The sequence below is a fragment of the Bradyrhizobium sp. CCGUVB4N genome, assembly GCF_024199945.1.
Lineage (GTDB): Bacteria > Pseudomonadota > Alphaproteobacteria > Rhizobiales > Xanthobacteraceae > Bradyrhizobium.
Window position 1 is genome coordinate 6,248,285 of record NZ_JANADP010000001.1, and the last position, 22,727, is coordinate 6,271,011.

Annotated in this window: 21 protein-coding genes; 9 read left to right on the forward strand and 12 right to left on the reverse strand. The window is 64.1% G+C overall.

Annotation, left to right across the window (positions count from 1 at the left end; translation table 11 throughout):
• Positions 1-9: 9 nt before the first annotated feature.
• The gene (flgA, locus tag NLM31_RS29085; protein WP_254194485.1) at positions 10-1,143 is read left to right on the forward strand and encodes a flagellar basal body P-ring formation chaperone FlgA; all 1,134 of its coding nucleotides are present in this window, start codon (positions 10-12) and stop codon (positions 1,141-1,143) included.
• A 9-nt stretch (positions 1,144-1,152) separates the two neighbouring features.
• A complete protein-coding gene (gene flgH, locus NLM31_RS29090) occupies positions 1,153-1,920 on the forward strand; it encodes a flagellar basal body L-ring protein FlgH (protein WP_254132581.1) in 768 nt (255 codons plus the stop codon).
• A gap of 148 nt (positions 1,921-2,068) precedes the next feature.
• On the opposite strand, the gene NLM31_RS29095 is transcribed toward flgH, so the two are convergent.
• Together NLM31_RS29095 and NLM31_RS29100 are read right to left on the reverse strand one after the other, a co-directional pair.
• The gene (locus tag NLM31_RS29095) at positions 2,069-2,848 is read right to left on the reverse strand and encodes a 2-keto-4-pentenoate hydratase (RefSeq protein WP_254194486.1); all 780 of its coding nucleotides are present in this window, start codon (positions 2,846-2,848) and stop codon (positions 2,069-2,071) included.
• Positions 2,849-2,931: 83 nt separating this feature from the next.
• The gene (locus NLM31_RS29100) at positions 2,932-3,960 is read right to left on the reverse strand and encodes an aldehyde reductase (protein ID WP_254194487.1); all 1,029 of its coding nucleotides are present in this window, start codon (positions 3,958-3,960) and stop codon (positions 2,932-2,934) included.
• A 95-nt stretch (positions 3,961-4,055) separates the two neighbouring features.
• Here NLM31_RS29100 and NLM31_RS29105 point away from each other — a divergent pair, with 95 nt between their 5' ends.
• Positions 4,056-4,454 carry a helix-turn-helix domain-containing protein gene (locus NLM31_RS29105; protein WP_254194488.1) on the forward strand — a complete coding sequence of 133 codons (399 nt, stop codon included), beginning with the start codon at positions 4,056-4,058 and terminating at the stop codon, positions 4,452-4,454.
• Positions 4,455-4,694: 240 nt separating this feature from the next.
• Here the strand turns inward: NLM31_RS29105 and NLM31_RS29110 are convergent, their stop codons facing one another.
• From NLM31_RS29110 to NLM31_RS29120, 3 genes are all read right to left on the reverse strand, one after another.
• Positions 4,695-5,495 (reverse strand): phytanoyl-CoA dioxygenase family protein, encoded by an 801-nt coding sequence (locus tag NLM31_RS29110; protein WP_254194489.1) that lies wholly within the window; start codon positions 5,493-5,495, stop codon positions 4,695-4,697.
• A gap of 261 nt (positions 5,496-5,756) precedes the next feature.
• Entirely contained in the window at positions 5,757-6,122 is a 366-nt protein-coding gene (gene dksA, locus NLM31_RS29115; protein ID WP_008142458.1) for an RNA polymerase-binding protein DksA, read from the reverse strand.
• Positions 6,123-6,337: 215 nt separating this feature from the next.
• Entirely contained in the window at positions 6,338-6,949 is a 612-nt protein-coding gene (locus NLM31_RS29120) for an NAD(P)-dependent oxidoreductase (protein ID WP_254194490.1), read from the reverse strand.
• A 133-nt stretch (positions 6,950-7,082) separates the two neighbouring features.
• On the opposite strand from NLM31_RS29120, the gene NLM31_RS29125 reads away from it, so the two are divergent.
• The gene (locus NLM31_RS29125; protein WP_254132587.1) at positions 7,083-7,454 is read left to right on the forward strand and encodes a helix-turn-helix domain-containing protein; all 372 of its coding nucleotides are present in this window, start codon (positions 7,083-7,085) and stop codon (positions 7,452-7,454) included.
• 25 nt (positions 7,455-7,479) lie between these two features.
• On the opposite strand, the gene NLM31_RS29130 is transcribed toward NLM31_RS29125, so the two are convergent.
• Positions 7,480-7,893 (reverse strand): flagellar assembly protein FliX, encoded by a 414-nt coding sequence (locus NLM31_RS29130; RefSeq protein ID WP_254132588.1) that lies wholly within the window; start codon positions 7,891-7,893, stop codon positions 7,480-7,482.
• Between the two features lie 269 nt (positions 7,894-8,162).
• On the opposite strand from NLM31_RS29130, the gene NLM31_RS29135 reads away from it, so the two are divergent.
• The 4 genes from NLM31_RS29135 to NLM31_RS29150 all read left to right on the forward strand — a co-directional run bounded on the left by NLM31_RS29135 (position 8,163) and on the right by NLM31_RS29150 (position 10,711).
• A complete protein-coding gene (locus NLM31_RS29135) occupies positions 8,163-9,299 on the forward strand; it encodes a flagellar basal body P-ring protein FlgI (RefSeq protein ID WP_254132589.1) in 1,137 nt (378 codons plus the stop codon).
• On the forward strand, positions 9,299-9,682 hold the full coding sequence (gene flgJ / locus NLM31_RS29140) for a flagellar assembly peptidoglycan hydrolase FlgJ (protein WP_254132590.1): 384 nt from the start codon (positions 9,299-9,301) through the stop codon (positions 9,680-9,682). Before NLM31_RS29135 ends, flgJ begins: the two co-directional genes overlap by 1 nt.
• An 11-nt stretch (positions 9,683-9,693) precedes the next feature.
• The gene (locus NLM31_RS29145) at positions 9,694-10,191 is read left to right on the forward strand and encodes a hypothetical protein (RefSeq protein WP_254194491.1); all 498 of its coding nucleotides are present in this window, start codon (positions 9,694-9,696) and stop codon (positions 10,189-10,191) included.
• Positions 10,192-10,351: 160 nt separating this feature from the next.
• Positions 10,352-10,711, forward strand: a complete 360-nt coding sequence (locus NLM31_RS29150; protein WP_148778243.1) for a flagellar protein FlaG — start codon at positions 10,352-10,354, stop codon at positions 10,709-10,711.
• Positions 10,712-10,725: 14 nt separating this feature from the next.
• Here the strand turns inward: NLM31_RS29150 and NLM31_RS29155 are convergent, their stop codons facing one another.
• The 6 genes from NLM31_RS29155 to NLM31_RS29180 form a co-directional block, all read right to left on the reverse strand.
• Positions 10,726-11,094, reverse strand: a complete 369-nt coding sequence (locus NLM31_RS29155) for a hypothetical protein (protein WP_254132592.1) — start codon at positions 11,092-11,094, stop codon at positions 10,726-10,728.
• Positions 11,095-11,106: 12 nt separating this feature from the next.
• Entirely contained in the window at positions 11,107-11,475 is a 369-nt protein-coding gene (gene flaF / locus NLM31_RS29160; protein WP_027534793.1) for a flagellar biosynthesis regulator FlaF, read from the reverse strand.
• 292 nt (positions 11,476-11,767) lie between these two features.
• A complete protein-coding gene (locus tag NLM31_RS29165; protein WP_254194492.1) occupies positions 11,768-14,071 on the reverse strand; it encodes a DUF1522 domain-containing protein in 2,304 nt (767 codons plus the stop codon).
• Between the two features lie 219 nt (positions 14,072-14,290).
• Positions 14,291-16,582, reverse strand: coding sequence for a DUF1522 domain-containing protein (locus NLM31_RS29170; RefSeq protein ID WP_254194493.1), 2,292 nt, complete (start codon positions 16,580-16,582; stop codon positions 14,291-14,293).
• A gap of 324 nt (positions 16,583-16,906) precedes the next feature.
• A complete protein-coding gene (locus NLM31_RS29175; RefSeq protein ID WP_254194494.1) occupies positions 16,907-19,198 on the reverse strand; it encodes a DUF1522 domain-containing protein in 2,292 nt (763 codons plus the stop codon).
• A gap of 450 nt (positions 19,199-19,648) precedes the next feature.
• A complete protein-coding gene (locus NLM31_RS29180; protein ID WP_254194495.1) occupies positions 19,649-21,940 on the reverse strand; it encodes a DUF1522 domain-containing protein in 2,292 nt (763 codons plus the stop codon).
• A 323-nt stretch (positions 21,941-22,263) separates the two neighbouring features.
• Between NLM31_RS29180 and flbT the strand changes: the two genes are divergently transcribed.
• Positions 22,264-22,701 (forward strand): flagellar biosynthesis repressor FlbT, encoded by a 438-nt coding sequence (gene flbT, locus NLM31_RS29185; protein WP_254194496.1) that lies wholly within the window; start codon positions 22,264-22,266, stop codon positions 22,699-22,701.
• Positions 22,702-22,727: the final 26 nt, after the last annotated feature.

Sequence of the window (22,727 nt, forward strand, 5' to 3'; positions counted from 1 at the left end):
GTGATGACCATGATCCGCACCACGCTTGCCACTCTCTCCGCTCTGCTCGTGCTGGCGCTGCCGGCGCAGGCCGCCGACGACGGCATCGCCGTGCCGATGCTGCGCGCCAACGTCACCGTCACGTCCGACGTGGTACGGGTCGGCGACCTCATCGAGAACGCCGGCTCGGCCGCGCTGATCGCGGTCTATCGCTCGCCCGATCTCGGCACCACCGGCGCGCTGCCGGTTGCCCAGGTCCTGAGCGTGCTTCGCGCCAAGCAGGTGATCGGCGTGATGACCGGCGACATCAAGGAAGTCCAGGTCACGCGGCTCGCCCGCACCTTCGCCAACAAGGATCTCGAAAACGCGGTCGCCTCCGCGCTCGAACGCCGCTTCGGCCTTGGCGACGCGGCCAACATCACCGTGACCTTCGACCGCGGCGTTTCGGACATGCGGCTCGATGCCTCCAACACCGGCGCGCTGCAGCCGGTCGCGACGCGCTACGACGCCCGCAGCGGCCGCTTCGACCTCGCCTTCGAGATCAACAACGACAGCACCCCGACGCCGACCAAGCTGCGCTTGACCGGTACTGCGATCGAGACCGTGGAAGTCGCCGTCCTGACCCGCGACGTCGAACGCACCGAGACGCTGAAATCCTCCGACGTCGCGCAGGAGCGACGGCCCAAGGCGGAAGTGCCGGGCGAGGCCGCCACGCGCGACCGCACCGTCGGCATGCAGCTCCGCCGGCCGATGCGCGCCGGCACGCCGATCCGCGTCGCCGACATCGCCAAGCCCGAATACGTGTCACGCGACCAGAGCGTCACCGTCATCTACCAGGTCCCCGGGATTTATCTCACCACCCGCGGCAAGGCGATCGAGAGCGGCGCCGAGGGCGACACCGTGAGCGTCCTCAATTTGCAGACCAAGCGCACGCTGACCGGCATCGTCACCGCCCGCGGCCAGGTGACCGTGCAGGGCGCCAGCCAGTCCGCGCCGATGGAGGCTGCGGTCGAGCAGACCTCCTCGCTCAAGCGTGACGAGGCGCCCGCCCCCGTCGACACCGCAGCCCTCCTCCGGAACCTGGTCCAGGCCCCCGCGTCGCCGGCCCAGATCGCAGAAGCCCAGATCCCGCAAGCTCGCGTCTCGCAAGCTCAAGCAAAGTAAGAGTTCGTCATGTCCGCTTTCAGTTCGGCTTACCGTCTTCGTCGCGTCGTGATCTCGGCCCTGCTGCTCGCCACTTGCGCGCTCGCAAGCGGCTGCTCCTCGATCGACCGCCTGTCGCAGATCGGCGAGCAACCGAAACTGTCGGCGATCGACAATCCGACGACGCAGCCCGGCTACAAGCCGGTGCAGATGCCGATGCCGAAGCCGGAAGTCGCCTCCTACAATCCGAACTCGCTGTGGCGGAACGGTAGTCGCGCCTTCTTCAAGGATCAACGCGCGACCCATGTCGGCGACCTCCTGACCGTGACCGTGAACATCACCGACAAGGCCAACCTCTCCAACGAGACCCAGCGCAGCCGCACCAATTCGGAAGATTCGGGCATCACCGATTTCATCGGCTCGAAGACGCTCGGCGTCCAGGCCCAGAAGGTGCTGCCCGGCCGCATCCTCACCGCCGACTCCACCGCCTCGAGCGACGGCAAGGGCTCGGTCAATCGCACGGAAGCCCTGCAGACCAACGTCGCAGCGGTCGTGACCCAGGTGCTGCCGAACGGCAATCTCGTCGTCGAAGGCAAGCAGGAGATCCGCGTCAACTTCGAGATCCGCGAACTCGTGGTCGCCGGCATCGTCCGGCCTGAGGACATCCAGAGCGACAACACCATCGATTCCAGCAAGATCGCGCAGGCCCGCATCGCCTATGGCGGCCGCGGCCAGATCACGGACGTGCAGCAGCCGCGCTACGGCCAGCAAGTCATGGACGTGCTGCTGCCCTTCTAAGTCTCTCCCGAGCTCCCACATCGTGTTCGCGAACCTAGGCGCGAACGACGATGTACTACGCGGCCCTCGCTAGCTCCCCTGGCGAGGGCCGCATGTATTTTGGCGGTGGTGGCGCTTCACACTCGGCCATTGCAAGCGGAGAGAGCGTTCACGTGAACTCCGCCTCCACCGTGCCCAGCCCGTCCAGCTCCATCCGCACCTTGTCGCCGGCTTTCAGCCATAACGTCTTCACCAGACTGCCGGTCAGCACCAGCTGTCCCGCATGTAACCCCTTGCCTTCGGCGGCGAGATGGTTGGCGAGCCAGGCGAGTGCGTTGTGGGGATGGCCGAGCACGTCGGCGCCGGTGCCGTGGCTGACCTCCTCGCCATTGACGAGGGCGCGGCCCTTGACCGCCTTCAGGTCCGGGACCGACGAGCGCGGTACCGCCTCGCCCAGCACGCAGCCGGCGGCGAAGAAATCATCCGCAATCAGCGTCGGCGCGCCCATCGTCTCCCATTTCACGTAGCGGTCGTCGACGATCTCGATCGCGGGATGATAAGCCTCGACGGCTTCGCCGACCCATTCGGCGGTGAACGGCGCCTCGCCGGCGGCGAGGTTCCGCTTCAGGCGCACCGCGATCTCGCACTCGACGCCGACGCGGACATAGTCGGAGGCCGCGAGCTTGACGCCGCTGTCATGCACCCCCTTCTGGAACACACCGCCGCCGCAGGGGTGCGGGATGCCGATATAGTCCTGCATCACCTGGCTGGTGCAGCCGATCTTGTAGCCGACCAGCGGTCCGACATTCTTCAGCAGAAGATCATGCAGCGCACGCTGAACCTCATAGCCCTCGGCTTCATCGGCGGGGGGAACTTCAAGCGCCGCGAGCGGCGCATGGTTGCGGCGCGCCAGTGCGATCGCCTTTGCGGCTTCGAGAATTTTGTCCATCGGCGCCGGCTCCCACGCTACGCACTTGAGAGCCGCACTTCAGCATCCCCGCCCGGGCATGACAAGCGCGGGCGCATATGCCGTCACGCCTTGACCAGGCCGAGCCGGATCAGGCTCTCGGCCGTGGCAAGGATCGCCTCGTCGTTGGAACGGGGCTGCCAGCCCAGCATCGACCTCGCCTTGGCGCTGGTGGAATGCCTGACGCGGCCGAGCATCGGCACGACCGCCTGCAGCAGGGAAATCCGGCTCGCGGCGAGCCGCACCAGCCAGTCCGGGGCCTGGAGCCGCGGAACCCGGCGCGCCCGCGATCCCAGTTCCCGCCGCAGCACCTTGCCGATGTCGAGGATCGACATCGTCTCGCCGGAGACCGCGATGAAGCGCTCGCCTTTCGCCGCCGGCGCGGTCATCGCCCGCAAATGCAGGTCGGCGACATCACGCACGTCGACCACGCCGAAATAGACCCGCGGCACCGCCGGCATGGCGCCGTCGAGCAGCGATTTGACGATCTCGATCGAGCCGGAGAAATCCGGCCCGAGCACCGGACCGAAAATCCCGGAGGGATTGATTACCGACAGTTCGAGCCCGCCGCCCTCGCGCGCGATGAAATCCCAGGCCGCCCGCTCGGCCAGCGTCTTGGACTTGATATACGGCTGCACGTCGCTGCCGGCGAGATTGGTCCACTCGGTCTCGTCGAACGGCTTCTCCCGCGGCAGATGGCCGTAGCCGATAGCGCCCAGCGACGAGGTGATGACGACCCGTCTGACTCCGGCATCGCGCGAGGCGCGCAGCACCCGCAGCGTGCCGTCGCGGGCCGGGACGATCATCTCGTTCTCGTCCTTGGGCACGCTGGTCGATAGCGGCGAGGCGACGTGGAGCACGTAGTCGCAGCCCGTCACCGCCGCCTGCCAGCCCTCGTCCGCCGTGAGGTCGGCGGTGAAGAAGGACAGATTCTCCGGCGACGCCGCCCCGCCCTCGCGCAGCATGGCCAGCACATCGGTTTGCCGGTCCGGCCGCCGCACCGTCGTTCGCACCACATGACCGGCGGCCAGAAGCTGCAGGACGACATGGATACCGACGAAGCCGGATCCGCCGGTGACCAGAACGATGCTCATTGCCAAATTCCCCTTAATCGCTCCGGGTGGCTAGATTGGTTCCGCCACCCTGCTCAGAGCCGCATCTGGTCACTATCTCCGGGGGAACAAGTAGAATGGATTTCGAGACCGGTATGGAAAACCTGACCAGCGCTTGCGACGGCGACTGCGATTGCAGCCCGGACCCCACCCTGCTCGCCGATTTCAAGCGCGCGATCCATGCGCTCGGCGGCAAGTGGAAACTGGAGATCCTGTTCGCGCTGATGAACGGTGCGGTTCGTTTCGGCGCGTTGCGGCGGTCGATCGGCGGCATCACCCAGCACATGCTGACCACGCAGCTGCGGGAGCTCGAGCAGGACGGCTTGGTGTCGCGCACCGCTTTCGCGGAGAAACCGTTGCGGGTCGAGTACGAGCTGACGGACGCGGCTTACGGCTTGCTGCCGGCGCTTAAGGAAATATTGAGCTGGTCCAGGGTTTATGGGGATGCACGCCTTGCTGCATCGCATGAAGCCTGATTGCAGCGATGTGTGAAGCTGCTGGATCAGGGCCTCAGCATCCGAGACGATCTCGTTGATGCGACTCGCAAAACCTCCCGCACGTGAAGTGAAAGCTGTTTCTCATGTGAACTCACGTGAGCTTGCAGGAATCGACTCCAGGTCCTTGATCCTGATTCACTTTCCGCCATCGCGACGATAAGCGCGATGTCGTGGTGCCCGAACCGGCACCACGACATGACGAGATCGAAGCTCCGCGTCTCAGGCGTAGCCGAGCGCGAGCCGGATTGCGGTCTCGACCGGCGAGTAGACGCCATCGGGCCGCTTCAGCCTGTACGGCTCGGCGAGAGGAAGCGACGGCTGTGCCATGAAGCGCGGCCGCGTCCCCTGGTGCCTCTGCGCGGCATGAACCAGGAAGGGATGGCAGAGATAGACGGTGCCGGCAGCGCCGGTCGCCAGCGCAATCGGACAATCGGCTCCCATCTCGTCCAGCACCATGCGCGCCCTGCCCGCGTCGCCCGCCGGCGCCAGATAGCGCGCCATCGGAACATGCGAGCCGACCCGGATGCGCGTCGGCGCATCGTCCTCGCCGACGTCGGAGAACAGGAACAGGAGCAACAGCGCCCGTCCGCGCGAGGTGACGTTGACGCGCCAGGCCGAGAAGTCGCGCGTCTCGTTCGGGTCGCAATCCGCGCCGGGAAAGCTGAGATCGACGTGCCAGCCGGCGTCGCCCGGATCGTCCGGATGCGGAAAGCGCACTGGAATCGTGCCGATGTCGCGACGCGGGCGCCAGCGTCCAGACCCGACGATCTGGTCGAATGCCGCATGGAGGACGGCCGTGTTGATGGCGTCCCGGAACGGAGGATCGCCATAGCCCGGCAACCGGATCACCGGCCGCGTCCAGGTCGACGGGTCATCCTCCCTGCACGGCAGGTCGCGCCACATGATGGCGCGCGCGGCCTCGGCGAGGTCGCGGGGAAAGGCATTGTCGATCCGGACGAAGCCTTCGCGAATGAATTGGTCGATTTGCGCCTCGTCGAGCGCGCGGGAATTGGCAGTCATGCTGTCTCTCAATTGCTCGCCAGCCTTCGTCGTCCGCGCGTTGCGGAACCGGCCGGCTCAATCGGTTGGGAATCCGCGAGTGGAACTCGCGGGACGCGATGCCTCTGCGATGGAGGCGCCTGCGCTCAGCCCAGGAAGAAAACCGAAGCGATATTGAGAGTGCAAATCATCATGGCGGCGCAAATTTACGCGCCAAACCAGCGGCGCTCAAGCGGCACCGTAAGCTCAAAAATAAAGAGCCGCATCGCTGCGGCTCGGACTCTATTCGTCGCGATAGACCTTCTCGCGTTTCTCGTGGCGCTCCTGCGCTTCCACCGAGAGCGTCGCGATGGGCCGGGCCTCGAGCCGTTTCAAAGAGATCGGCTCGCCGGTATCCTCGCAATACCCGTAGGTGTTGTCCTCGATGCGCTGGAGCGCGGCGTCGATCTTGGCGATCAACTTGCGCTGGCGGTCGCGGGCGCGGAGTTCGATGGCGCGGTCGGTTTCGGACGATGCCCGATCGGCGAGATCGGGGTGGTTCACGTTCTCCTCCTGCAGAGCCTGCAGGGTGAGCTTGGACTCTTTGAGGATCTCATCCTTCCAGGCGAGGAGCTTCATACGGAAGTACTCCTTCTGCCGGTCGTTCATGAAAGGCTCTTTTTCGGTCGGTCGGTAGTTTTTCAACTTTTCCAAGGGCGGCCTATCTTCTTAAGCAACGACTCGTGAACGGAACGAAGTCCGTTGAGCCGGGGCTTATATAGCTACCCCATGTGACAGACAATATTTCCTTAATAGCGCGGTTACCGCCCCCAAGCCCTTGCACAGGAAGGTTTATCCGTAAGGGCCCGGGGGCGGCCAAAAGCCTAGTAACCGACCGTGAAACGCTGCCTCAGATGGGCCGGCTTCTCGATCTCGTCGGCGAGCGCGATGGCGTAGTCGGCGAAGCTGATCCAGCTCTTGCCGTTCGCATCTGCGAGAAGCTGATCGGTGCCGAGACGGAACTTGCCGGTGCGTTCGCCCTCAATGAACAGTGCCGAGGGCGAGAGGAAGGTCCAGTTCAGCTCCTTTTCCTGCCGTAGCAGGTCGAGGAAAGCGCCACCCGCCTCCGCCTCGGCTTTGTATTGGGCCGGAAAACCGGGGGTTGTGACCAGTTTGACGCCGGGAGCGACCTCCAGGCTGCCGGCGCCCCCGACAACCAGGTAACGACCGACCTTGGAGTCCTTGGCAGCAGCAATCAGCTTGTGCGGGTCGCTCGCCAGGAAGTGGACGGAACTCACCGCAACATCATGCCCGGCCCAGAGTTTGGTCAGGCCGGCCTGATCGAGCACATCGCCTTTGGTCGGCGTGACGTTCGGCAGGCCTGCGATCTTCTCCGGGTTCCGCGCGATGGCGGTAACGCCATGGCCACGGCGGGACAGTTCCTTGGTGATCTCCGAACCGGCCCGGCCCGAGGCGCCGGCAACTGCGATTTTCATGGAAGGCTCCTTCGCTTCTATAGTAACCAATGGTGACTAGATATCGCAAAGAATGCTGGTGTTAAGAGAGCACTTTGTGCTTACCTGCTTACGCAGGAGTAACCGGCAAGCCGAAGCAAGTGCGAGGATTGAGATGAAACCCAATGTCTATGCCGCCGAGTGCCCGACACGCCAAATTCTCGATCGCGTCGGCGACAAATGGGCCGTGCTGATCCTGTTGCTGCTGCGCGAGGAGCCGATGCGCTTCAATCAGTTACGCCGCACCATTGAAGGTATCTCGCAGAAGATGCTGAGCCAGGTTCTCAAGTCACTCGAACGCGACGGCCTGATCAAGCGCCGCGCCATCGCGACCGTGCCGGTGACGGTTGAATATTCGATCACGCAGCTCGGCGTGACACTCGCTGCTGCGGTCGACCCGTTGCGCGATTGGGCCGAGGAGAATCTGAAAGACGTGCTCGCCGCCCAGCGCCGCTACGATTCGCAGCAGAAGGAGGAAGCGGCGTAAAGCCGTTGTTCTCGCGGGATCGCGGTCAGCCCCGCCCGGCCTTCGCCAGTTCGACCTCGACGCGCAGCTCGATCTCGGACAGCACGGAATCGAGACCGGGATCGCCGGAGGACGATTTCAGGTTTGCGGCCGCGTCGCGCAGCCGCATCACCGTCGAGGCGTCGAGATTGCCGGACAAGAGTCCCATCTTGAGATCGTCGAGCACGTCGAGCGCGGTCTTGCCGCGGGCGACCGAGCGCTTGCGGCGCTCGACCGGATCTTCCTCGATGCCTTGCAGCGCGAGCAGCGCGTCGATGTTGGCGGAAGCTTTCGGTGCGGCTGCGGCGCGCGTCTCTTGCGCCGACGAGGTGTCGGGCAGCACGAAGGTGCCGGAGCTCGTTCGCCTGGCCTGGCTGGCCGGCGTTCCAAGCGTGGTGCCATTCGGTCCGTAGATGCGCATCGGAGCAATCCGGGTGATCGATGCGCCACATTCGCCGCTTTATGGTTAACGGGGCGTAAACGGCCCGGCAAAATCTGCCGACAGGCGGCAGTTTCGCTCCTCAAGGCGAATGCCTGCTGGCGTCGATCCCAAGAGATTTATTCAACCTATTCAATCGACTATCCCCTCTGCCCCGTGTTGGCACAGCGCTCGCAAGGAAAGCGTCGGACCAGCTCGTCATGGGAGTGTCGCAGAGGGTCCGAGATGTGAGGAGCCTCGGGGAGCAGAGGATGCCAGGCGTTCGTTGGGTAAGGATTCTGAGTGGGGTTTTTGGGGTGGCCTGTGCCGCGCTGTCAGCGCTGGCGCTCTCGGCGGCCTCTGCAAACGCGACCTCGCGCATCAAGGATCTCGCCAATATCGAAGGCGTGCGGCAGAACCAACTTATCGGCTACGGCCTCGTCGTCGGCCTCAACGGCACCGGCGACACCCTCAACAACATCCCCTTCACCAAGCAGTCGCTGCAAGCGATGCTCGAGCGCATGGGCGTCAACATCCGCGGCGCTACCATCCGTACCGGTAACGTCGCCGCCGTGATGGTGACCGGCAACCTGCCGGCTTTCTCCACGCAGGGCACGCGCATGGACGTCACCGTCTCCGCGCTCGGCGACGCCAAGGATCTGCGCGGCGGCACCCTGCTCGTCACCCCGCTTCTCGGCGCCGACGGCAACGTCTATGCGGTCGCGCAGGGCTCGCTCGCGATCTCCGGTTTCCAGGCCGAGGGCGAAGCGGCGAAAATCGTGCGCGGCGTTCCGACCGTAGGCCGGATCGCCAACGGCGCCATCATCGAGCGCGAGATCGAGTTCGCGCTGAACCGGCTGCCGAACGTGCGCCTGGCGCTCCGGAACGCAGATTTCACCACGGCCAAGCGCATCGCAGCTGCGATCAACGATTATCTCGGCGTCAAGAGCGCCGAGCCGATCGATCCCTCGACGGTGCAGCTGACCATCCCGCCGGAGTTCAAGGGCAACGTGGTCGCCTTCCTGACCGAGATCGAACAGCTCCAGGTCGATCCGGATCTCGCCGCCAAGATCATCATCGACGAGCGCTCCGGCATCATCGTGATGGGCCGCGACGTCCGCGTCGCCACCGTCGCCGTTGCACAGGGCAACCTCACGGTCACGATCTCCGAGAGCCCGCAGGTGAGCCAGCCCAACCCGCTGTCGCGGGGCCGGACCGTGGTCACGCCGCGATCGAGCGTCGGCGTCACCGAGGACGGCAAGAAGTTCGCCGTCGTCAAGGACGGCGTCTCGCTGCAGCAGCTCGTCGATGGCCTCAACGGCCTCGGCATCGGCCCGCGCGACCTCATCAGCATCCTCCAGGCGATCAAGGCCGCGGGTGCGATCGAAGCCGACATCGAGGTGATGTGATGCAAACCGGCATGCTCAACACCGCGCACGTCGTCACCGCCGCGCTCTCGAACCCTGCCTTCTCGGTTGAGAGTCGCAACAACCGGCCCGACTTCGAGCTCGCCGCCGCGCTTCAGAAGGTCTCGCCGCAACAGCAGGCCAAGGCGCAGAAGACCGCAACCGACTTCGAGGGCATGTTCCTCAACAGCATGTTCGCGCAGATGACGTCGGGCTTGAAGGGTGAAGGCCCGTTCGGCGACACGCCGGGCACCGGCGTCTGGCGCTCGATGCTGACCGAGCAATATTCCAAGAACTTCGCCAATGCCGGCGGCATCGGCGTCGCCCGCGACGTCTACCGTACCCTGATCATGCAGCAGGCCAAAACCACTCTTCGTACGGCATAAGGTCAAACGAGATGAACCACTTCAGCCCGTCACGTCAGCCGATGCCATCGCAGCGCCCGAACAGCACGCCCGAGAGCGTCGCGGCGCGCAAGCTCGCAGAGGACCTGATGGACGCGATGAGCGCCCTGCTCGGCCTGATCGAGCGCGAGACCGAGCTGGTTCGTGCCGGCAAGGTCCGCGAGGCGATGACGATGGAGAGCCAGAAGCAGGAGCTGTCGCGGCGCTACGTCGGCGCCGTCGGTCAGTTGAAGGCGAACCAGGCCCAGCTCTCGAAATCCGCGCCCGAGCTGCTCTCGACGCTGCACCGTCACCACGACGCCTTCCGCGCCATGCTTCAGGTCAATCTCACCGTGCTCGCGACCGCTCATGCGGTCTCCGAGAGCGTCGTGCGCGGCGTCAACGCCGAGATCCAGAAGCGCAACGTGCCGAACACCTATACGGCCGCGGGACGCCGCGCCACGCCTGGTCCGCGTCACATCACGCCGCTCGCGGTCAGCCGCACGCTCTGAACGCAGACAAGAAACTCGATCCAATTTTACGAAAAACCGCGCGGCGATAGCGTCGCGCGGTTAGTCACGTTTGCTTACCGGGTGTTCAACCCTGGTGTTCCATGGTTGCGCATTGAGAGGGGTTGGGATTTGACTCACACAAGGCAACCAGGAGGCTGCCATGAGTACAGATTTCAGCATCAGGCCGGTGGGGATACCGGCCCCCGTACAGATCGTCACGACGTCGAATTCGGCGGCGAACGATGCCGTGCAAACCGATTTGCCGGTGAGCCAGACGGTCGCCGCAAGCGATACGAGCGCGGCTGCGAGCAATGATCTGCAGAGCAATGCGAACATCTCGCGCCAGGTCGTGTTCGACCAGGCGTCCGCATCGATGGTCTTCCAGGTCGTCAACGACCGGACCGATGCCGTGGTCAATCAGTTCCCCGACGAGGCGATGCTGCGCCGGCGAGCCTATTTCCACGCACTGGATTTGAAGTCGGAGCCCTCGCGTCCGCTCAATACGGACCTCAGCGCTTAAAGAGCGCCCGCCGATCAGCTGTCGAGCGTGGCCTGGGCGGTGTCGAGATAGCTCGAGCCGGTCGCCGGGTCCGTGACGACGTTCTTGATCTGCGCCGTGCCGGTGTCGGTCAGCGTGAACTTCGTGTTGCCGAAGCGGAACGACGAATCCTTGATCAGCACCTGCTGGTATTGCGAGGTCCCCTCGCTCTGATAGTGGATCTGCGCGCGGAAGCCGTTGACCTGCGAGATGTTGAGCGAAAACTTCTTGCCGTCGGCGTAGGTGCCCGTCCAGTTGCCCTGGTACAGCGACGAATCGACCGCAACGTATTTGGACGAGCCTGTCGTGCTCGAAAGCGTATTCGCCTTATACGCGGTCGACAGGATGCTCATGATGTCGGACATCACGAGTCTCCGTCAGGGCCGGCCGGACAGACCGGCAGCAATATTGCGGTTGATCTCGATCAGCGGGCGGAAGTGATCGAACTGCGGGCTCATCTGCAGCGCCGCGGTCTGGCTCAGCACGAACACGCTGATGTTGGCGATCTTCTGCCGGACATCGAGCGGCTGCGGGTTGTTCTCGCGCATCGCTTCGCTGAGGAAGATGGTCCAGAGCTTGCGGTTGAACATCAGCGCCTGCGTGGTCTGCTCGCTGAAGGGGTCAGCGGCATTGATCGCGTCCTGGAGCTTGTTGGCCGCCTTCAGCAAGGTCTGCGCCTCGACATCTCGAGGAGATGCGGTGGTCGTTGCAACACGCGCGTAGGCCGAGGCAGCGGAATTCGACATCAATCACACCTTGGAAGCTTCCTAGCCCGTTGAACGGACTTAAGGATTTCTTTCCCAACCCTATGCAGTAGCGCTTAAGATTTGCTTACATGTGCGCCTGGAAGCACTCCGGATTATTACGGGTCGCGGAGTCCTTGTAGGCGCGAGGCTAGATGCGCAAACGCAGGCTGTAAACTTGCACTGCATCATGCCCATCGATCTCAGCTAATCTTGTCTTAGCGAACTCCCTCAAAAGAACGGCGGAGCTTTAGCCCCGCCGCGCTGTCTCAAGATTCGATTCTGCGTTTGCGACTTAGCGGAGCAGCTGCAGTACGCTCTGCTGCGACTGATTGGCCAGCGACAGTGCGGAGACCGCGATCGACTGGCGGGTCGACAGCGCCTGGCTGTTGGCCGCTTCCTCGTTGGTGTCCGCAAGCGTCAGGTTGGACGAGCCGGTCTGCAGCACGTTGATCAGGTTCTTGGAGAAGTCCTGGCGGACCTGCACGATCGACAGGTTCGAACCGAGCGAAGAACCTTCCGAGCGCAGCGTGCTCGAAGCAGCGTTCAGGCTCTGGAGGACCTTGTTGGTGGCGCCGTTGTCGATGAAGTCGGTGCCGGGGACGAGATTGCTGAGGCCAAGACCGGCCGCGTTGAACACCACGCCGTTGATGCCGAGCGTGGAGCTGCCGGTCTCGTTGAAGACCAGCTTCAAGGTGTCGCCGTTCAGCAGGTTGACACCGTTGAAGGAGGAGTCCTGCGAGGTCGTGTCGATCTGCGCCAGGATGTTGTTGAACTGGCTGACCAGGCTCGAACGCGCGGTCTGCGCCACGGGATCCTGAACCGGGGGCTGCGCGGTGGTGAAGGCAAGCACGCTCGTGAGCGTACCGCCGACCGCGCCGCCTGCGGTCGACGAACCGAGGGTCGACGATGCGTATTCGTTGACGGTGGTGACCGTCAGTACGCCGTTGGCGTCGATCGTCGCGGTCAGGTGGTTGGCCTGAAGCTGGACGTTGAGCTGGTCGAGCGTCTTGACCGTGCCGTTGGTGCCGTCGCCGAAGGTGACGGAAACCGGCGTGCCGCCGTTGAACGAGGAGAACGTGAGGGTTTTGCCACTGACGCCGCCCACACCAGACTTGCGGTCCGCGCTGAACGCGGTCGCCGTTCCAGTATTGCCGCTGAGGCCGAAGGCGTTCAGCGCGTTGCCCGTGCCGGTGATCGAGAGGTCGGCGTTGATGCCGGTCGAGATCGACAGCTGGCCGCTCGAGTTCACCGACGACGGGATCTGGCCCGAAGTGGTGCTGAGCGTGGCAGCACCGTTGAAGAGGCTGGCGGTCTTGACGCCGGTCGCCAGGTCGATCGAGTTGAGCAGATCGGTCAGCGTTGCGCTCTGGATGTAGACCGTCGAGTTGCCGTTGCCGTCGGTCGCGACGTTGCCGCTGACGCCATACCCGTTGGCCACGCTCGAGGCCGATTGCGGCGTCTGCGCGTTCTTGAAGGTGATGGTGTGACCATCGACGTTCAGCGTCGAGCCGTCTTGGACCAGCGAGCCGAGCGAACCCGCAGTCGTCGACCGGTTCGCCGACACACTGGCATTGCCCGCGCCCGTCGCGACCGTCAGGCCGAGAGCGTGGAGAAAGTCGGCGTTGCCCGTTACGCTGAGATCTGCGCCGGTCGAACTCTTCAGCGTGACGACACCACCTGCCGAGATGGACGATGCAGTCTGTGCCGTACCGACAGGCGGCGTGCCGCTGGTGCCGCTCACCGAGATCGTCGCAGCGCCGGCGCTGATTGCCGCGGTATTGACACCGCTGGCGAGATCGATCGCGCTGAGGACGTCGTTGACGGTCGCCTTGGGCGATGCGGCCGTTCCCTCATAAACGATCGAGTTGCCGTTGCCGTCGGTGGCAATGCTTCCGGTGGCATTGAGGCCCCAGCCAGTCGGTTGCGTTGTCGGAGCCGAGCCGGTGCGGAAGGTGACGGTCTTGCCGTTCACCGTGATCGTGTCGCCGTCCGCGGGCGGGGTGCTGAATGTCGTGGATGTCGTGCTGCCGAGCAGCGTGTCGGTGCCGATGAGCGCGGTGCTGCCGTCGGCGGCCTTTGCCACGGTGCCGGTATTCAATGTACCAGCGCTCGAACCGAGCGAAGCACCGAGGGCGGCCGCTGCCGTCACCGGCGTGACACCGCCGGGCGCACCGGTATAGAGCACGTTGCTGTTGGCGGTCGCGCTGGCATAGGAGGTCGTGCCGCGCAGATCCGCCGGCGTCGCACCTGGGATCGTGGTCGAGACGTTGGACTTGGTGGAGTAGCCGACCGTGGTCTGCAGCGCCTGGTTGGCGATCGACTTCGCGCTGTCGATCAGCTTCTGCAGCGAGGTGATGCCGGTATTGGCGGCCTGCAGCACCTGCACACCGTTGTTGATGCCGTCGAGCAGGTTGCTGATGTCGCTTGCTCGGTTGTCCAGCCCCTGCGCCGTGAAGAAGTTGGTGGGATTGTCGAGCGCCGTGTTGACCTTCTTGCCGGTCGACAACCGCTCCTGCGTCGTGGCCAGCAAGTCGGCCGTCGACTGCAGCGACAACAGGTTCTGGCGAACGGACGCCGAGAGAACGATGTTGGACATTGGCAGGTCTTCCTCTTGAACCGGATACGAATCGGCCGCGCGGGTCTGGAAGCGGGCTTTTGTCCAGTTTTAGGACCTGTCCTTTAAAGTATGGTTAACGCCGGTTTAAGGGATAGGGTTAATGGCGGGTTTACGCCCCACCCCTGCCCCAGGACGCAAAAAAGAGCGGCGGGGCAAAAGCCCCGCCGCCTGTTTTTATTGAGTAATTTCAGTCGCTTGTTAGCGGAGCAGCTGGAGCACGCTCTGCTGCGAGGTGTTGGCCAGCGACAGCGCCGAGACCGCGATCGACTGGCGGGTCGACAGCGCCTGGCTGTTCGCCGCTTCGACGTTGGTGTCGGCCAGGGTCAGGTTCGACGAGCCGGTCTGCAGCACGTTGATCAGGTTCTTGTTGAAGTCCTGACGCACCTGCACCACCGAGAGGTTCGAACCGAGTGCGGAAGCCTCGGACCGCAGCGTGCTCGACGCAGCGTTCAGATTTGTCAGCACCTTGTTCGACGCGGCGTTGTCGATGAAGTCGACGCCGACGGTCAGCGCAGCGAGGCCCAGACCCTTCGAGTTGTAGGTCACGCCGGTGATGTTCAGGCTCGACTTGCCGGTCTCGTCGAACACCAGCTTGAGCTGGTCGCCGTTCAACAGGTTGACGCCGTTGAACGAGGAGTCCTGCGAGGTCGTGTCGATCTGGTTCAGGATGTTGTTGTACTGCGACACCAGATTGGCACGAGCGGTCTGCGCCACCGCATCCTGGACGGGAGTCGATGCCGTCGAGAAAGTCAGCGCGGTGGTAAGCGTCCCGCCGATCGCACCGCCCGCAGTGGTCGAGCCAATCGTCGAGGACGCGTAGTCGTTGGATGCCGTAATGGTCAGCTGACCGTTGGCGTCGATCGTCGCGGCCAGGTTGTTGGCCTGGAGCTGCGTGTTGAGCTGATCGAGCGTCTTGACCGTGCCGTTGGTGCCATCGCCGAAGGTGACGTTGACCGCCGTGCCACCGTTGAAGGAGGCGAAGGTCAAGGTCTTGCCGGCAATGCCGCCGATGCCCGAGGTGCGGGCCGCGGTAAAAGCGGTCGCCGTCCCGGTGTTGCCGGCAAGGCCAAGTGCGTTCAGCGCATTGCCCGACCCAGTAATCGTGAGATCTGCATTGATGCCGGTTGCAAGCCGGAGCTGGCCAGAGCTGTTGATCGACGAGTTGGACTGGCCGGTGGCGGTCTTCAGCGTCGCAGCGCCTGCGGCGTTGATGGTCGCGGTCTGCACGCCGGTGGCGAGGTCGATCGCGTTCAGCACATCGGAGACCGTGCCGGACGACAGATAGACCGTCGAGTTGCCGTTGCCGTCGGTGAGGACGTTGCCGCTGACGCCGGAGCCGCTCGGGATCGCCGGAGCACCCGTGGAGCCCGGAACGGCGCCGTTCTTGAAGGTGATGACATGACCGTCGACGTTCAGCGTCGAGCCGTCCTGGATCTGCTGACCCAGCGAGCCGGAGCTGGTGGTGCGGTCCACGTTCACCGTCGCGTTGCCGCCGCCGGTGGCGGTGGACAGGCCGAGGGCCTTCAGCAGGTCGGCCTTACCGGTGATGCTGAGATCAGCACCGCTCGAGCTATGCAGCGTGAGCTTGCTGGCCGTCGTGACACCGACGTCCGAAACGGCGGTCGCGTTGGCGCTCTGGGAGATCGTCGCCGCACCGGAGGTGATCGACGCAACCTTCACGCCGCTGGCGAGGTCGATCGCGGTGGTGAGATCACCGACCGTCCCCTTCGGCGTCGTGGTGTCGCCCAGGTAGATGGTCGAGTTGCCCGCGCCGTCGGTGGTGATGTTGCCGCTGGCGCCGAGGCCGCTGGCAACGGTCGAGGAGGTCGGAGCCACGCCGGAGCGGAAGGTGATCGTGTGACCGTTGACGGTCAGCGTGTCGCCGTCCGAGGGCTGGGCGTTGCCGACCAGGCCGGTCGCGGTCGCAGCACCGGTGCCGAGCAGCGTGATGCCCGCCGTGATGGCCGTCGAACCGTCGCCGGCGGTTGCCGTCGCACCGGTGAGAACGCCCTGGGTCGCACCGAGGGTCGTGGTGCCGCTCGCAGCGTGGATGCCGCCGGCGGTGCCGTCATAGAGCACGTTGCTGGAAGCAGAAGCACTGGCGAAGCTGGTCGTGCCGCGCAGGTCCGCCGCCGTCGCACCCGCGATCGTGGTGGAGACGTTGGACTTGGTGGAATAGCCGACGGTGGTCTGCAGCGCCTGGTTGGCGATCGACTTCGCGCTATCGATCAGCTTCTGCAGCGAGGTCAGGCCGGTGTTGGCCGCCTGCAGCACCTGCACGCCGTTGGCGATGCCATCGAGCAGGTTGTTGATGTCGCTGGCGCGGTTGTCGAGCGACTGGGCGGTGAAGAAGTTGGTGGGATTGTCCAGAGCCGAATTGACGCTCTTGCCGGTCGACAGACGGTTCTGTGTGGTGGCGAGAAGATCGGCGGTGGACTGGAGAGAGAGCAGGTTCTGACGAACCGACGCAGAGAGAACAATACCGGACATGACTCTTACCCTTCTGGCTTACGCGTCTTCGTTCGATCGCTTCTGGATCGAGTGACGGCCACAGGGTGCGCTGACATGGCTAACAAAGGGTGAAACGCGTCTCACTGTCATAAGCGCCGGTTCACCATAAACCATTGTGACGCGTTGCCAGGCCTCGCAATCGGCCTGAAATCATTGGCGATTCTGCGCGCTTACTCTCCATTAACCATAACCGCTGGTTACTTTTTCGATCGCTCCCGCCTCCTCGAATGCCGATGGCGAACGAAAAAAGCGGCGGGGCCGAAGCCCCGCCGCCTGGATCTTGCTTGCGATGTCGTCCGCTTGTTAGCGGAGCAGCTGCAGCACGCTCTGCTGCGACTGGTTGGCCAGCGACAGCGCGGAGACCGCGATCGACTGACGGGTCGACAGCGCCTGGCTGTTCGCCGCTTCGACGTTGGTGTCGGCCAACGTCAGGTTCGACGAGCCGGTCTGCAGCACGTTGATCAGGTTCTTGTTGAAGTCCTGACGAACCTGCACGATCGTCAGGTTCGAACCCAAGGCGGAGGCTTCCGAACGCAGCGTGCTCGACGCGGAGTTCAGGTTGGTCAGCACCTTGTTGGTCGCGGCGTTGTCGATGAAGTCGACACCGCCTGTCAGCGCAGCGAGGCCCAGACCCTTCGAGTTGTAGGTCACGCCGGTGATGTTGAGGTTTGACTTTCCGGTTTCATCGAACACCAGCTTGAGCTGATCGCCGTTCAAGAGGTTGACACCGTTGAAAGACGAGTCGAGCGAGGTCGAGTCGATCTGCTGGAGGATGTTGTTGTACTGGCTGACCAGATTGGTACGGGCCGTCTGGGCAACAGTATCTTGCGTGGGCGTAGACGCCGTCGAGAACGTCAGCGAAGTGGTGAGTGTACCACCGATGACGCCGCCCGCGGCACTCGAACCGATGGTCGAGGACGCGTAGTCATTGGTGCTCGAGACCGTCAGCAGGCCGTTGGCGTCGATCGTCGCGGTCAGGTTGTTGGCCTGGAGCTGCGAGTTGAGCTGATCGAGCGTCTTGACCGTGCCGTTGGTGCCGTCGCCGAAGGTAACGTTGACTGCCGTGCCACCGTTGAAGGAGGAGAAGGTCAAGGTCTTGCCGGTGATGCCGCCGATGCCCGAGGTGCGGGCCGCGGTGAACGCGGTCCCGGTGCCGGTGTTGCCGGCGAAGCCGAGCACGTTCAGCGCATTGCCCGTGCCGGTGATCGACAGGTCGGCATTCACGCCGGTCGAGACCTTGAGCTGGCCCGAGGCGTTGATCGACGAGTTGGTCTGGCCGGTCGCGGTCTTCAGCGTCGCCGTGCCGTTGGCCGCGATGGTCGCGGTCTGCACGCCGGTGGCGAGGTCGATCGCGTTCAGCACGTCGGAGACCGTGCCGGACGACAGATAGACCGTCGAGTTGCCGGCACCGTCGGTGAGGACGTTGCCGCTGACGCCGGCGCCGCTCGGGATCGCCGGAGCACCCGTGGAGCCCGGAACGGCGCCGTTCTTGAAGGTGATGACATGACCGTCGACGTTCAGCGTCGAGCCGTCCTGGATCTGCTGACCCAGCGAGCCGGAGCTGGTGGTGCGGTCCACGTTCACCGTCGCGTTGCCGCCGCCGGTGGCGGTGGACAGGCCGAGGGCCTTCAGCAGGTCGGCCTTACCGGTGATGCTGAGATCAGCACCGCTCGAGCTATGCAGCGTGAGCTTGCTGGCCGTCGTGACACCGACGTCCGAAACGGCGGTCGCGTTGGCGCTCTGGGAGATCGTCGCCGCACCGGAGGTGATCGACGCAACCTTCACGCCGCTGGCGAGGTCGATCGCGGTGGTGAGATCACCGACCGTCCCCTTCGGCGTCGTGGTGTCGCCCAGGTAGATGGTCGAGTTGCCCGCGCCGTCGGTGGTGATGTTGCCGCTGGCGCCGAGGCCGCTGGCAACGGTCGAGGAGGTCGGAGCCACGCCGGAGCGGAAGGTGATCGTGTGACCGTTGACGGTCAGCGTGTCGCCGTCCGAGGGCTGGGCGTTGCCGACCAGGCCGGTCGCGGTCGCAGCACCGGTGCCGAGCAGCGTGATGCCCGCCGTGATGGCCGTCGAACCGTCGCCGGCGGTTGCCGTCGCACCGGTGAGAACGCCCTGGGTCGCACCGAGGGTCGTGGTGCCGCTCGCAGCGTGCGTGCCGCCGGCGGTGCCGTCGAACAGGACGTTGCTGCTCGCAACCGTGCTCGCAAACGAGGTCGTGCCACGCAGGTCGGCGGCCGTCGCACCGGAGATCGTGGTGGAGACGTTGGACTTGGTGGAATAGCCGACGGTGGTCTGCAGCGCCTGGTTGGCGATCGACTTCGCGCTATCGATCAGCTTCTGCAGCGAGGTGATGCCGGTGTTGGCAGCCTGCAGCACCTGCACGCCGTTAGCGATGCCATCGAGCAGGTTGTTGATGTCGCTGGCGCGGTTGTCGAGCGACTGGGCGGTGAAGAAGTTGGTGGGATTGTCCAGCGCCGAGTTGACGCTCTTGCCGGTCGACAGACGGCTCTGCGTGGTGGCGAGAAGATCAGCGGTGGACTGGAGGGAGAGCAGGTTCTGACGAACCGATGAGGAGAGAACAATACCGGACATTGAGTGTTACCCTTCTGGTACGCAACGCAACAAACTTCGATTAGGATTAATCGATGCCGGGACGGTGAACGTTGAGGGCTAACAAAGCATGAAGCGTGTCGCGCGAGTCCTTGCTTGGATTCACCATATGCGCGCTTCGCACCGCATCGCGCCCGCTTCTATCGTCATGATCGAATGATGCTTTTCGATGCAGCGGCGGCGCGTTTGCCACTTGTCAACCATAACTCAGAGTGAGCAATTCGCTGCATTCAATTGCATTGTCTCCATCTAGGCGCGTTGGTGCAGCGGCAGGACATTTGCCATTTGTCAACCATAACGCGCAGTACACAAACTGCTTGCCTTCGAAGGCATCGTCTTTATCCGAGGCAGCGACACCGTAATGCCGCGCAAAAAGAAAGCGGCGGGGCCGAAGCCCCGCCGCCGGATCTTGCTTGCGATGTCGTCCGCTTGTTAGCGGAGCAGCTGCAGCACGCTCTGCTGCGACTGGTTGGCCAGCGACAGCGCGGAGACCGCGATCGACTGACGGGTCGACAGCGCCTGGCTGTTCGCCGCTTCGACGTTGGTGTCGGCCAACGTCAGGTTCGACGAGCCGGTCTGCAGCACGTTGATCAGGTTCTTGTTGAAGTCCTGACGCACCTGCACCACCGAGAGGTTCGAACCGAGGGTCGACGCTTCCGAGCGCAGCGTGCTCGACGCAGCGTTCAGGTTGGTCAGCACCTTGTTGGTCGCAGCGTTGTCGATGAAGTCGACACCGTTGGTCAACGAGGCAAGACCCAGGCCCTTCGAGTTGTAGGTCACACCCGTGATGTTCAGGCTCGACTTGCCGGTCTCGTCGAACGTCAGCTTGAGCTGGTCGCCGTTCAAGAGGTTGACGCCGTTGAACGAGGAGTCCTGCGAGGTCGAGTCGATCTGGCTCAGGATGTTGTTGTACTGAGACACCAGGTTGGCGCGAGCCGTCTGGGCAACCGTGTCCTGGACGGGGCTGGAAGCCGTCGAGAACGTCAGCGCCGAGGTCAGCGTACCACCGATGACACCGCCCGCGGCGCTCGAACCGATGGTCGAGGACGCGTAGTCATTGGTGCTCGAGACCGTCAGCAGGCCGTTGGCGTCGATCGTCGCAGACAGGTTGTTGGCCTGGAGCTGCGAATTGAGCTGATCGAGCGTCTTGACCGTGCCGTTGGTGCCGTCGCCGAAGGTAACGTTGACCGCCGTGCCACCATTGAAGGAGGAGAAGGTCAAGGTCTTGCCGGCAATGCCGCCGATGCCCGAGGTGCGAGCCGCGGTGAACGCGGTCCCGGTGCCGGTGTTGCCGGCGAAGCCGAGCACGTTCAGCGCATTGCCCGTGCCAGTGATCGACAGGTCGGCATTCACGCCGGTCGAGACCTTGAGCTGGCCCGAGGCGTTGATCGACGAGTTGGTCTGGCCGGTCGCGGTCTTCAGCGTCGCCGTGCCGTTGGCCGCGATGGTCGCGGTCTGCACGCCGGAGGCAAGATCGATCGCGTTCAGCACGTCGGAGATCGTGCCGGACGACAGATAGACCGTCGAGTTGCCGGCACCGTCGGTGAGGACGTTGCCGCTGACGCCGGAGCCGCTCGGGATCGCCGGAGCACCCGTGGAGCCCGGAACAGCGCCGTTCTTGAAGGTGATGACATGACCGTCGACGTTCAGCGTCGAGCCGTCCTGGATCTGCTGACCCAGCGAGCCGGAGCTGGTGGTGCGGTTCACGTTCACCGTCGCGTTGCCGCCGCCGGTGGCGGTGGACAGGCCGAGGGCCTTCAGCAGGTCGGCCTTACCGGTGATGCTCAGGTCGGCACCGCTCGAGCTGTGCAGCGTGAGCTTGCTGGCCGTCGTGACACCGACGTCCGAAACGGCGGTCGCGTTGGCGCTCTGGGAGATCGTCGCCGCACCGGAGGTGATCGACGCAACCTTCACGCCGCTGGCAAGGTCGATCGCGGTGACGAGGTCACCGACCGTCCCCTTCGGCGTCGTGGTGTCGCCCAGATAGACGGTCGAGTTGCCCGCGCCGTCGGTGGTGATGTTGCCGCTGGCGCCGAGGCCGCTGGCAACGGTCGAGGAGGTCGGAGCCACGCCGGAGCGGAAGGTGATCGTGTGACCGTTGACGGTCAGCGTGTCGCCGTCCGAGGGCTGGGCGTTGCCGACCAGGCCGGTCGCGGTCGCAGCACCGGTGCCGAGCAGCGTGATGCCCGCCGTGATGGCCGTCGAACCGTCGCCGGCGGTTGCCGTCGCACCGGTGAGAACGCCCTGGGTCGCACCGAGGGTCGTGGTGCCGCTCGCAGCGTGCGTGCCGCCGGCGGTGCCGTCGAACAGAACGTTGCTGCTCGCAACCGTGCTCGCAAACGAGGTCGTGCCACGCAGGTCGGCCGCCGTCGCACCGGAGATCGTGGTGGAGACGTTGGACTTGGTGGAATAGCCGACGGTGGTCTGCAGCGCCTGGTTGGCGATCGACTTGGCGGAGTCGACGAGCTTCTGCAGCGAGGTGATGCCGGTGTTGGCAGCCTGCAGCACCTGCACGCCGTTGCCGATGTTGTCGAGGAGGTTGTTGATGTCGCTGGCGCGGTTGTCGAGCGACTGTGCCGTGAAGAAGTTGGTCGGATTGTCCAGGGCCGAGTTCACGCTCTTGCCCGTCGACAGACGGTTCTGCGTGGTGGCGAGAAGATCAGCGGTGGACTGGAGGGAGAGGAGGTTCTGACGAACCGATGCCGAGAGGACGATACCGGACATAACTCTGTTACCTTTCTGGTAAACGACGCTACTGTTACGCGTCTGCATGGATCTTGATTGATCCAGCGACCGGCGGACCGTGGCGCCGAGAATCTAACGAAGCATGAAATGAAATCGCCGCTTTCGCTGAGTCGCGGCGTGATTCGGGCAATCAGTGCCGACGTGACGCGGCGCCGCCGGGCAATTTCAACATTGATATGATTGAGCTTTTCCGTGGCGCTGGCCCGGATTCACAACTCGTTAACTAATGTTGAGGGAGTATTGCACCCTGATACGCCGCAACACGCGCTTCGGTTACGAAAGCGTTGATGGAGAACAGGCAAATGGCCCTCAAGGTCGAGCTCAGGCCGCACGAACGCATCATTGTCGGGAACTGCGTCATCACCAACACCGACCAGCGCGCCCGCCTTCTGATCGACGGCGAGAACGTGCCGATCCTGCGCGAGCGCGATATCCTCACGCCCGAGACCGCGGATACGCCCGCCAAGCTCGTCTATCTGGCGGTCCAGCTCATGTACATCTCGCCGGATCCGCAGGGCCAGCACGGCACCTATTTCAACCTGGTACGCGACATCGTCACCGCCGTGCCAAGCGCCTGGCCGATCATCGAAGAGATCAACAACCACATCATGAGCGGCGATCTCTACCGGGCCCTGAAGGATGCCCGCAAGCTGATCGCCTATGAAGACAAGCTGCGTGAGCAGTTCGAGGCCACCCACCCAAAGGGTGGCATCAAGGGTGACGTCAGCTCGGCCGCCTGAGCGCTTCGCACATCTGAAACGAAGCC